Source organism: Anabaena sp. PCC 7108, from assembly GCF_000332135.1.
GTDB lineage: Bacteria > Cyanobacteriota > Cyanobacteriia > Cyanobacteriales > Nostocaceae > Anabaena.
On the sequence record NZ_KB235896.1, the window covers coordinates 233,472 to 245,699 of the forward strand.

8 protein-coding genes are annotated in these 12,228 nt (G+C 37.5%); all 8 read right to left on the reverse strand.

Translation table 11 applies throughout. The features are described from left to right. Positions 1–88: 88 nt before the first annotated feature. Entirely contained in the window at positions 89–946 is an 858-nt protein-coding gene (locus ANA7108_RS0101795) for a hypothetical protein (RefSeq protein WP_016949044.1), read from the reverse strand. Between the two features lie 112 nt (positions 947–1,058). Further along, positions 1,059–2,909: a heterocyst formation ABC transporter subunit HepA gene (hepA, locus tag ANA7108_RS0101800; protein WP_016949045.1), complete on the reverse strand. Its 1,851-nt coding sequence runs from the start codon at positions 2,907–2,909 to the stop codon at positions 1,059–1,061. Between the two features lie 208 nt (positions 2,910–3,117). Further along, entirely contained in the window at positions 3,118–3,834 is a 717-nt protein-coding gene (gene hepC / locus ANA7108_RS26645) for a heterocyst development glycosyltransferase HepC (RefSeq protein WP_016949046.1), read from the reverse strand. A 1,612-nt stretch (positions 3,835–5,446) separates the two neighbouring features. Further along, a complete protein-coding gene (locus ANA7108_RS0101815) occupies positions 5,447–7,675 on the reverse strand; it encodes a polysaccharide biosynthesis tyrosine autokinase (RefSeq protein WP_016949048.1) in 2,229 nt (742 codons plus the stop codon). A 53-nt stretch (positions 7,676–7,728) separates the two neighbouring features. Beyond that, complete coding sequence (locus ANA7108_RS0101820; RefSeq protein WP_016949049.1) at positions 7,729–8,829, reverse strand: glycosyltransferase; 1,101 nt, start codon at positions 8,827–8,829, stop codon at positions 7,729–7,731. 400 nt (positions 8,830–9,229) lie between these two features. Continuing rightward, a complete protein-coding gene (locus tag ANA7108_RS0101825) occupies positions 9,230–10,543 on the reverse strand; it encodes an NAD(P)H-dependent oxidoreductase (protein WP_016949050.1) in 1,314 nt (437 codons plus the stop codon). A 1-nt stretch (position 10,544) separates the two neighbouring features. After that, positions 10,545–11,090 carry a dTDP-4-dehydrorhamnose 3,5-epimerase gene (gene rfbC, locus ANA7108_RS0101830; protein ID WP_016949051.1) on the reverse strand — a complete coding sequence of 182 codons (546 nt, stop codon included), beginning with the start codon at positions 11,088–11,090 and terminating at the stop codon, positions 10,545–10,547. A 128-nt stretch (positions 11,091–11,218) separates the two neighbouring features. Next, positions 11,219–12,205 (reverse strand): glycosyltransferase family 2 protein, encoded by a 987-nt coding sequence (locus tag ANA7108_RS0101835; RefSeq protein ID WP_016949052.1) that lies wholly within the window; start codon positions 12,203–12,205, stop codon positions 11,219–11,221. Between the last annotated feature and the right edge of the window lie 23 nt (positions 12,206–12,228).

Here is a 12,228-nt window from a genome sequence, read left to right on the forward strand (position 1 = left end):
CTCACTACTAAATAAAATCAAGTTTTTGAGAAAACCTTCTAGAGCAAAGATATTAGCGAACCAAACATTATTTTTATTATTCAAGAACTTAATTTCCCAAGTTTAACCAAAATCTATGTCGGACATCATTAACATAATGTCTTAAAGCAATTTTTTGCTTATCAAACTTGTCTGAATAACTAAATTGGTCATCAACACTTAAAACAAACTTCTCTCGATTAAGTGGCTTCGCTTGGGCAATATGCATAGCTAGGTGAACTACAGTTTGATCTGTAAAATATATTGGTGAATCTACTAATTCGGCAACGCGATTTAATGAACTTAGCCAATCTATTTGCTTTTTAAGCAAGAAAAATCCTGCATTTACTGGGTTGATTTTTTCATGATCATGTAAAAGTATTCGCTCGTCCAATGAAGCTAGACAATCAGGTAAATACCAAGGTAAACTATCATCTGACTGACATAAATTAATAATTTCATCAGCACCTGGGAAAAATAAAATATCGGCATCGGTGTAAATAGTCGGCTGTTCGATTGGAAGTGACATCAATACTGCCATTCTTCTCCACATTGCCATAACTGATTTTTGAGGATGATAAAGTGCATAATCCCAAATATATTGAGGAATATCACCTGTTGCTAAATCTTTCCATTCAACAACATCAACACAGGAATGTATCTTACATAAAATACTACTAGAATTTGATGAATAGCTACCATCAGAAATCACAGTGAATTTGTTAGGAATACCAACATGACGAATAAATGAGCGAATATTTGCTACTTGGGTAGCTAAGTCCCGTTGACAAGAGAAGGAATAGACATTGATGTTAAGTTTTCGATGTTGATAAAGTGGAAAATTAACAATATTATTAATTGCTTTTGTGTATATAAAGCAATTTAATTTTCCTTGAAGTTTTGCCGAATGATAGCCTATGTTAACCATTGTTCCTCCCAAAAACCCTACCGACTTAAAACAATACTATTCCAGGTGTAATCAGGTGTAATCAGGTGTAATTTAGATTTTGATTTAATATTGTTAATTACACCCTTAAAACCTATTTAGACTGACCTAATTCATACTGCATTTGGTGATATTGCCAAAGCTTACCTTGCTGTTCCAAAAGCTCTTGATATTTACCCTGTTCTACTATTCGTCCTTGTTCTAAAACTACTACTTTATCAGCTTTAGCAATTGTAGAAAGACGGTGAGCAATTGCAATCACAGTTCGACCAACAGCAAGCTTTTCTAATGAATCCTGAATTAATCGCTCAGACACAGAATCCAAAGCACTAGTTGCTTCATCTAAAATCAAAATCTCCGGGTTACGCAATAAAGCACGCGCAATAGCAAGTCGCTGTCTTTGTCCCCCAGATAACCGAATACCTCTATCTCCCAATTGTGTATCAAACCCTTCTGGCATTTCTAAAATAAATTCTTGTGCATTTGCCAATCGAGCCGCTTCTTTAATTTCCGCTTCTGTTGCCTCTGGTATACCATAGGCAATATTGTTCCAAATAGAAGTGTTAAAGATAAAAGTATCCTGACTAACAACCGCTATTTTGCGGCGGAGAGAGTTAATTTCAAATTGTCGCACATCAACTTCATCAATGTAAATATAGCCATCTGTAGCATCATAAAACCGAGGAATTAAATCGGCAATTGTGGTTTTACCAGCACCAGACGCACCGACTAAGGCGGTCATTTTGCCTCGTTCAATTGTCAGAGTGATATTATGCAGCACGCGTTGATTCTGACTATAGCCAAAATCCACTGAGACTAAATCAATTGATCTTTTAAAACCTGTAAATTCAATTGTGCCGTTTTGAAAGTAGGTTTTATCCTCACTTTTTAACAAGGTTTTAATATTTTCGGCTGAACCTTGGAGAGTGCTGAGAAATGCTCTTGTGCCATTAATATCTTGAATGAATGGTACGAGCCGAAATAGTACAAAGAAAAAGGTGAGCAAAGAACTAACTTGTAAAGCACCATTAACCACAAAGCTACTAAAAGCCAAAATAATCATACCTACCAGCACAGTAGTAGCTGCGCTTTCAGCAATTGGTTTTACCAATGTCCAAGTTAAAATAACTTTAGTTGAACTACTGACTATTTGATTACTCGCTTTGTAGTAACGCTGACGCTCTAATTCTTGAGTACCAGAGGCATGAACAGTGCGAATGCCATTGATAAATTCTAGGGCTGTTGATGTAAAATTACCATTAGCAACTGATGTACCAAAACTAGATTCTCGCACTCTGGCATTGAGAGTTGATAAGCCGACAGCTAACAGCGTGAACAAAAATACTGCAATTAGCGTCAGTTGCCATGAAAGCAACACCATTGTACTTAAGTAAACAATAACCGTCAAGCTTCTAGTAAATAAAAATGCTCCACCACTAAAACCCTGTCGAATCCTCTCAATTTCTGTAGTAATGGTATTAACTATTTCCCCAGAACGAGTAGTGCTAAAATAACTAAGAGATAAAGATTGTAATTGCTCAAAAATTTGTTTGCGTAAGCGATCTCCAAGATATAATTGACAAAATTCTGTGTATATTTGAGAAAAGTAGTTAAAGGCTGCACGTATCCAAGTACTCAATAAAATTAGAAAAGATACGCGATATAAGCGGCTAACTGCTGATGTATGAATTCCCAATATGTAATGATCAAACCAGCCTATTCCTATTTGAATTGGTTGGGAATTAGGATTCGTTAGATTTTGCAAAAACGAGAGCAAAAAACCAATGCTAATACCTTCAAATGTGGCAGCCAAAAATGTAAAAATTAGGGCAAGTATGGTAATGCGACGAAAGTGTTTAAACTCTCGCAAAATTAAATGATTTTCTCTCCAGAATTTACTAGTATTAAGCAGATTACGAAGCGGATGAAAAATTTGAAGATTCATCGGTATTTTTTTAGCAGTATTTTGTCAAATCAAGAAGTGTCCCATAGATTAAGATGCAACCGATTTTGTTTCTAGCTTCAGTGCGGTAAATCAAATCTACAACTACCGCACTTAGGCTAATAATTATATCCTTTAAAATTCAAATGCTATAGGTAAATCACAGTGTTTGTCTATGTAAATGCAACAGATTCGCATTTTGACCATGTATTTACCATCGATTCGTCATTACTGACAACTGATTTAGCTGTTTTTCATCTTCAAGATTTAGCTGAACTGCATCTGTTAAAGCCCAACAATGAGAGCCTATTAAACTTATGTCACCACGCAGTACATTAAATAATTTTGGTAAATTATTTAGACCATAGCTACACATCAAAAAACCTAAAAATGTGATATTATGTTTTCCATTTGTACAAAATTTAATCAGTTGAAAAAGTTTACCTCTCTCACCAATATGCCATTCATAAGAAAATAATACGCCAGGGGAGTAAATTTGCATAAGTACGGACAATACTAGTATCAGAGGGCTAACTAATAACAGGACAAAAAAAGCCAAAACCCAGTCAATTAGTCTTTGTATAGTCCTCAACATTTGTTGACCTTGTTTAGGCAATTTCTGACTAGGAGGTATGCTGAGGAATATTGGCTTTTTAGCCTGTTGACAGGCCTCTGCCCAAAATCGTAGTGAAGTATCACCTAGTTTTGGATCTATACTCACCAAACTAACTGGAGAATGTTTTAAACACTCTACCAATAATTGTTTGTTCTCTAGTGAAGGTAGATATGGTTGTTCTAGGTTTCTAGGCAACTTTACTAATAACTGGCCTCTACGCCATTGAAGTGTGCAGTATTGAGAGTGATAATTTTGATGGTGTTGGGGTATGGTGCAGTTACTTTGTAAATTGGGAATGATTGATGTTGTCATATTTCTTTGAATGTATACAGTAGCAAATTACTGATTTTATATCTCAGGCGAGGAATGCCAAATATTGCGATGCCAATCTTGTTGTTGCTCTAAAAAGCTGAAGATAAATCAAGGTAAAAACAAGTTATCAAAACCTGTCTTATCAGCAAGCACCTGGCTTAATTTTGTAGGTGTGAAGATGTACAGAAAGCAATAATAAGAGTTAAGCGAGCAGCAATTAAGATAGAGGTGTTATCGCACTTGGTATTTTATAGCAATGGACAAGGCGGTTAGGACATCTACCAATGCTAAAACTTAGACAACAAAAGAGTTTTAGTACTGTTAAGAGTCACCTGCTATATCTGGGGGTTTGTAGAGGTTAATTGCCCCCTCATCACGACATCAATTTACTTCCAGTTGCTTAATTTTTAGACAACTATCACAAAACCTGTTGATTTTTATCCTTTCAGCCTTGAGTTTTGTCTTCAATTTCTAGAATATAGTAATCACTAGAAATAACTAATGCTTAAATAAATTCTTTATTTACTCTTTAAATAAAGTTGAGATTTTGGACAAAATATTAAGCTATGATAAATTTACTGACTGGATAATGAAACAGAATACACTATATTCTTTTGTTTGAAAACATGATTAATCATACTATAGCAAAGAATACAAAAAATATAAATAGTACACAGTGATGTAAACTAAAAAACCATGAGAAATTACTGAAAAGCTTATATAGCAGTTCCCCTGCTCTTGAGGTACTAGGGAATAAATTGGTGTGTACTTCATTAGATTTGGAAATGCTATATAATATATTTATTGAATTGTTTATTCTTGATTTTGACCTGCGGTAAGATTCTAAATATTAACAATAGAATAGGGCAGAAGTAGAGAAAGATATAATTTTTCTCTAGACTCTACCCTTTTGATCCAGTTTTGATTGAAAGCACTAATCAAACTGAGGAATGAGTTAATCAACAAAATATTCAGGAGTGCTGATGACTATTAATTTTACTTTTTTACTCAGCACTATTTTGTTCAAGAAGGCAGGAGGCAGAGGGCAGAGGGCAGAAGGAACCAATTGGAAAGGGATTGTGACCCCTCCCAATCGGAAGCTCCCAAATTTTCGATTTGGGAGGGGCTTCATACCCTTACTCCTTTCAGTCGTGGGCAGAGGAGACATTCCTTCTGCCTCCTGCCTCCTGCCCTCTGCCTTTACCGGTGAAGTTTAAATCACATAAGACTTACGTATTGACAAAATTCCTCAAATATGTAATCTGAATTATATTTCTTGTAGGGTGTGGTTCGGCAAGCTCACCAGCCACGTCAGACACGATATTTTCACAAAAAACAGATTCTCTCTATCTGACGCACCTTACTCAATAAGTTATTCCCAAAAGCGAAAACGACGCAATTTCGTTCATTTACATCATGGCAGATTCGTACAGTGCGTAAGTCCTAAGTTATTCCTTTTCCCTCTCCACCTTTCAGGGGGAGTCCATATGTTCCTCCTGAAAGGAGAGGAGTAGGGGAGCCAGTGCGTTGCTGGGGTTCCCCCCCCGTTGTAGAAACTGGCGTGAGAGGTTTACCAGAGAGGTTTCATATTTAATTGCGCCAAGCTACTTAGCTATTTTTCCACAATTTGCTGTAGCGCCAATTGTTGTTGCTTGACATAAGGGACATAAGCACTGTCAGAGTTGGATACTCCATTAGCCACAACCCCAATTAGATTTAACTTGCTTAACATAGCTGTAGCTTGAGTAAGTTGAGTCCGTGTGACTTTACCAATGCTTGCTACCATAATTACGCTGCGACAAGATGATGCGGCAAGCATGGCATCCACTAAACCTAGAACTGGTGGAGCATCGATGAGTACCAAATCATAATTCTCTTCAAATGCTGCCATCAACTGTATCATGCGTGGAGAACTCAAAAGATTAGCTGAGTCAAGAGGTATGGGTCCAGCAGTCAAAATGTCGATGTAGGATGAGCCTGAGTATTGAACTCCAATCTGATTGGGGATATTGACATCACTAGCTAGTAGAGTGGAAAGCCCTTGTTCATTAGGAAGGTTTAACTGTTGATGCAAACTGGGAGCGCGTAAATTAGCATCAATGAGTAGTACCTTTTTGTGTAATCGAGCTGCACTCATAGCCAGACCCAATGCCAAAGCTGACTTACCATCATCCGGCAATGCTGATGTCACCATCAACGACCTCAAGTCAGATACAGTATTGAGAAGTTCTATATTTTTATAAATCAGATCTAGTGATTCCCAACGAGGTGGGGATTGTAGCACTTGAATTGTCCAGGGTGCCAGAACTTCTGGCTTACCAAAAGGCAATTTGATCACTGATTCTCTGGGTTTAGCTGCTGGTAATTTGGGTGTTGTTCCTAATAATGGCAAGGAGAATTGTTTTTCCAGTTCAGCAGTAGTATGTAATGAATCATCAGATGCTTCTCGAATAAAGGCAGCAATACCGCCTAACATTAATCCAACTACTGCACCTAACAAAAGATTCTGTTGGAGGAAAGGACCAGTAAGCATCCCTTTTTGTGGTTCTTCCACCACTTCCCAATTAAACCCACCTTTGGAAAGTTCCTGCCGCAATTGCTGTTCTGCTCTGAGCAATTGCTCCATTCTTTCTCGGCTAAATTGTAATTGTGGAAGTATGCGATTATAGTAAGCTAACAGAGAGGGAAAGCGTTTAAGTTGCGATCGCAGTTCGTTCTCTTTTTGCGCTAAGGTTTGATCACGCGCACTTAAAGCCACTATATTGGTTTGGTTATCTACTAACTGGCCAGTCAGGTTCAGGTCAATTTGACCAAGCTGCCCTTGTTCAAGTAAAGTTTCTCTAGAACTAAATACACTAGTAGACTGTCCACCTAAAGTTCTACTAACTTCTTTTCTTAATAGTTCTTTTTGACTTTGAAGTTGTTCGGTCAGCTTCTGCACACTAGGAGTATCATCTGTAAAGCGTAAGCGTTCCTGTGCTAAAGCTAATTCTGTTTTTTGGATTTCATTGAGTAAGCCTTGGTAGCGAGTAGACTGACTCAAACGGGAAGATACTAAAGCATTTTGTGGAGAACGATTCAGTTGTTCTTCCAAAGATTTTTGCCGAGCTAAAGCCTCTTCATATTGAGAACGAGTGGTCTGCCGCTCTTTCTGAATATTATTTAAAGTTTCCTCAAGTGCTTTAGCTTGTAATTCTGGATCAATTAAGTTTTGGTTTCTCCGAAAACGCTGGAGATTGGATTCAGATGCATTTACTTCATCACTGGCTTTTCTTAACTGTTCTCTAATAACTTGTAAGCCTTTCTGTAAGCGTACATCTTGCTGTTGTTTGTTGTATTCTACATAAACTTGCCGAATGGCAGTCAGCACTTTTTGGGTTTTTTCTGGATTGCTACCTGTATAATCAACTTGAAAGATTTTAGTGGCAACATTATCATCTTTAGTCTTAATTTGAGTTAAAACTAAGGAGGTTTTGATTTCTTTGGTAGTGATATTCGGATAGTCTGATTTAAGTTTATCTACTGCTTTTTGGATGAGTCCAGAACTCTGCATTAGATTCAGCTGGGTTGCAGTGTCTATAACAACACTAGTGTCAGTAAACTGATTTTCTACTCCACCTCCTTCCTTTTTACCTTGATAATTAGGTTCTATGAGTAGTTGCATTGTACTTTTGAAGTTAGGATTTGTCTTCAAAGTTATGATGCCTGCAAGAGCCGTAGAACTGAGAAATACTAACAAAAACCAGGGAAATCTCCGCACAAATATAGTAAGCATTTGTCCGTAGCCAGGTTCTGTTTCTACTACTGAATTTATATGGGGATTTAGGCTAGTTTGAACCACGTTTATTATCCTTCTCTGTGAGATGGCTTCCCCTGAGGGGTACAGTTAACAAATCAAATGAATGAGTGATACATATGAGCAGATTGATCAATGATTTGCTCAACCTTACTAAAGAAGGCTTGTTCTGAAAAATTATTGACAGCGTGATTACGAATTTTTTCGTAATTCCAAGATATTCCTTGAGCTTCTAGTAATGCGGCTTGTAAAGAATCGGGTGTTTGCCTCTTAAAAAAAACTCCGGTTTGACCAGGTATTTGAGTATCTAATACCCCACCGGCTCCATAGGCAATTACTGGAGTTCCACTAGCATTTGCTTCTACTGGAACTAATCCATAGTCTTCTAAAGCTGCAACAATAATAGACTTAGCTCTAGAAAATAAGTCTTTACGTTTTCCATCAGTAACATGACCTAAGAACTCTATATTGCTTAATGCCTTGGATTTTAACCGTTCTAGTTCTGGTCCATCACCTGATATTAATAAATTCCACCCTAACCAATTAAAAGCTTCGACTATGATATCAAGACGTTTATAACTTATCATCCGGGCAGATGCCAAGTAGTATTCATCTTTCGTATCTGAAAATACAAAATTACTTGTATCAATTGGATAGTTAATTACAAGTGCGTTTTTCCCGTAAATTTCTTGGATACGTCGGGCAACAACACTGGAATTAGCAATGTAGAGGTCGGGTTCCTGAGAATATTTCAGGTCTACATTTCTCATCATTTGAAAGACTTTTTCAATTAAGGGAGCAAAGTAGCGATAGTCTCCATACTCTCGTAAATAAGTTTCTGTATCCCATAAGAATCGGGTAACATTATGACAAAAACAAATATGACGTGCTTGTGGTTTTTTCTTAACTGCTTTAGCAAAACTGGTGCTACTACTGATAATAAGATCGTAGTCTTGTAAATCCAAAGCCCGAAAAGCAGGAAAGTACAGAGGAGCCATCAAGCGGAAATTTTTAGCTGCACCAGGAATTTTTTGCAAAAATGTTGTATTAACGATACGCTCACCTAAATCAATAGTTTTTTGCGGCTCGTATAAAGAGGTAAAAATATCGGCTTCCGGGTAGCGTTTACAAAGCAATTCAAACACACGCTCTGCCCCACCGCGCTGGGTTAAGTAATCATGGACGAGAGCAATTTTCATGGATGATGCCTTATATTGCAATGTTGATTAAATTGAGGGTTAATTAACAAGTTTGTACCGATATGTTTATACCAGTCTTAGGTTGATACTAAACCCTTCTTGAGGAGGTTGTTGAAATTTTGGATTTTGGATAATGCCCTTGAGAAAATATAAAAAATAGGGAAGATTTACTTATTGTTGATGGAGTTTTAGTTAATTAAGTTACACTTAATCAATAAATCATTTAACTTAGATAAAAACTAAGTGAATACTATCAACTAAAATTTTTACTATCTGTAAATAAGAATCAGCAGTTGAATAAGAATATCAGGAAAAATTTTGACTATTCGCTCATCTTGAACAAACCTAGGCTTTGCTTAAGGGTGTGATGGAAACCCTTAAGCGATCAATTTACTAACAGCTATTTTGCCAGTATTAGAGTTTTGGCAGGAGTAAAATAAGTTGTTTGTTCAGCACGTAGTTTGTCGCACAGTCTATCTTCTGGCAATTCCACGTCGTCGTAGGTGAGGACTTGATCTTTGCTAAGATCACGCTTTAACCGACATCCTTCGGCTATCCCCATTGGGAGTAAGTTTTGTTGCTGGACAATTGCTGAGTTTTCACATTGTCCATAGGTCATGTAATAACCAATACCATCAAGAGTTTCTCCAGCTTTGAGGTCGATTTTAGCAGTAGCGACGACATCGACAACGGGTCCGGCTATGGGAGCTAAAACGGCATCATGGAACAGGACTGCACGCGCTACTGATAGGGGAACTTCAAAATGGCAAAGGTGATAGGGGGTGTAGAAGCTGTAGAGAGGACCTTCACCGAGTTTATAGAGGTTGAGATAATGGCGTTGTTTGGGGTCGTCGTGGGTGGCAAAAACAAACACTCCTGGACCAGGTTTTGTGCCGACGACATAATCAACGATGCCACCTAATTCTTTGAGTTGGTCAACGTCATACATTTTGGTCATTTCATCCACATGACCGGTGTAGTCATATCCCAACATCCCCCGTTTTGCTACTTTCATATCTGTAGCATTGGCAACTATTGCTTGCTCAAAAGAAATTTTTGTGCCGTCCGCAAAGCTTGTTACCATGGCGGGATTTTGACCCCAGCGTTTAGCAAAGCCTTCTTGGGTGGTGGGGTTGCGGTAGGGGTCTTGTAAACCTTTGATGTTGCCGCACAATAGGGGGGTTAAACCGATGCTTTTGACGAAGCGATACAGGTTCATTTCTACCCCTGGTTGGTCGCCGTCACAGGCGCTGAGGATGACTCCAGCGCGGTCTGCATGGACTTTGAGGATGGGACCAATTGTACCGTCGAGTTCGGCATTCATCAAGATGATATGCTTTTGATGAGCGATCGCACTCATAACTAAATGAGCCGCAAATTCAATTGTGCCTGTGACTTCAATGATTGCATCTATGCCTTCGGCTTCACACAGCAACATGGCATCTTCGGTGACTGCATATTGGTCTTGGGCGATAGCCTCTTCTAAATCAGCTACATTAGTAACAACCTGAATATCCTCAATTCCCGCTTCTAAATAAGCTCGTTTAGCTGTATCTATATGACGATTGAAGATAGCAACTAACTTCATTCCAGGGACTGAATTAATAATTTGATTAGCTATTCCTCGTCCCATAAAACCCGCACCAATCATTGCTACTTTGACTGGCTTACCTAATGCTTCCCGTGCTTGAAGAGCTTTATCTACAATAATCATTTTAAACTCCTATCAAAATAGATTCTAGTAAAGGCCAATTCCGATCTTTATCAGACATTTCTGTGACACTCAAAGGCCACGAGATTTCTAAAATCGGATCATCATAACGCAAGCCACGCTCATATCCAGGGGTGTAAAATTCACCTACTTGATAAACAACTTCTGCACCATCTGTTAAAGCTTGATAGCCATGAGCAAACATTTCTGGTACATATAAAGCGCGGCGATTTGACGCAGTTAGTTCTACACCAATATGTGTCAAATAAGTTGGAGATTCGGGACGCATATCAATAATTACGTCATAAATTGCTCCTTGAATACAGCGAATTAATTTTGTTTCTGCGGCTGGGAGAATTTGATAGTGCATTCCCCGCAATGTACCTTTTTTGTGATTAAAAGATAGGTTACATTGGGCAACTGTTGGCTTTAAACCATGTGCGGCAAATTCCTCAGCACAAAATGTCCGAGCAAAAAAACCACGATGATCTGGTTTTTCTTCTAAGTCAATAATAAAAGCATCTTTGAGAATAGTTTCAGTGAATAACATAGATGACAAAATTGTTGAGGGTTTAATGCAAAAACTAGCAATTAATCAAGTTGAGATGATCACCTTTTAACTTAACTCTTTGGTAAGAGAATAACCCAAGTCTTTAACCATACAATATCCGTAGATATTTATGATATTTTTTTATTTTCTAGGCTGCTAAATGGTGAAGATATCTCTTCTATTTTCTGGTATGCAGCACTGCTTTCTAAAAATGATTTACTGACTAAACCAAGATAACGAATCATGGTGGTGAAGGACATGATAGGCCATCTTCTAAAAGCACCAAATAAAACTCGCCAATTATTATTGGTGAAGTGCTGAATAACTAATTTTCTACAAAATATTTTAGAGTATCCTATCTCCTTGAGTTTGATATTAATTTCGGGTGAATAAATATATTGCATTTTTAGCAATATTTTGGGTTTTACCATCCAATGACTAGCACCGAAAGCATTTTCTAAAAAAGTATCCTTGGTTATTTTAACGCTGCCATTAAAAGCACAAAAACCAGTTAAATAAACCTGGTAATCTAAGTTTTTCAAACCATCAGACCATTTTTTTAGAGCGCCCTGAGCTAATTCTGTCTTGTATACTAGAGCAGACATTAATTGCACACCGGAGCGATTTTCCTGTATGCAGCGCTCAAATGCTGCTTTACCATCATGCTCAACTTTTTCCTGATCAAGTTCATAACAGCGTTGATATAATAATTCCCTTGTAATTTCATGACGACAGGAAAAATTCAATATCAGTAAAGCTAAATCTGGTTCTTGCTTCAAGGTATTGACGATATAAGATATCGTTTTATCAGCGATAATATCATCATCACTAACAGTCCAAACATATTTGCTTGTTGCAGCTTGTAGGCAATAAGCAATATTTTTCATTACACCAACATTTTCGCTATTTTTGTTAATATGAAATGTTAGATTTGGTAAAAATAGCTGCCATTTCTTAACTATTTCCTGTGTATTATCTTCTGAACAGTTATCAGAAATAATAATTTCACATTCAGATTCAAAACCTTTGATAGATTCAGTTAACCAAGTTAACTGTTTATCAAGCAAGACAGCACGATTGTATGTGGGAATGGCGATGCTAAGTAATTTATTCACGGTATTTACAGTAAATCAGATTA

Coding starts and splice junctions, on each gene's coding strand:
- hepC (WP_016949046.1), bottom strand. CDS start 3,834: ATGACAACATCAATCATTCCCAATTTACAAAGTAACTGCACCATACCC.
- ANA7108_RS0101795 (WP_016949044.1), bottom strand. CDS start 946: ATGGTTAACATAGGCTATCATTCGGCAAAACTTCAAGGAAAATTAAAT.
- ANA7108_RS0101825 (WP_016949050.1), bottom strand. CDS start 10,543: ATGATTATTGTAGATAAAGCTCTTCAAGCACGGGAAGCATTAGGTAAG.
- ANA7108_RS0101820 (WP_016949049.1), bottom strand. CDS start 8,829: ATGAAAATTGCTCTCGTCCATGATTACTTAACCCAGCGCGGTGGGGCA.
- rfbC (WP_016949051.1), bottom strand. CDS start 11,090: ATGTTATTCACTGAAACTATTCTCAAAGATGCTTTTATTATTGACTTA.
- hepA (WP_016949045.1), bottom strand. CDS start 2,909: ATGAATCTTCAAATTTTTCATCCGCTTCGTAATCTGCTTAATACTAGT.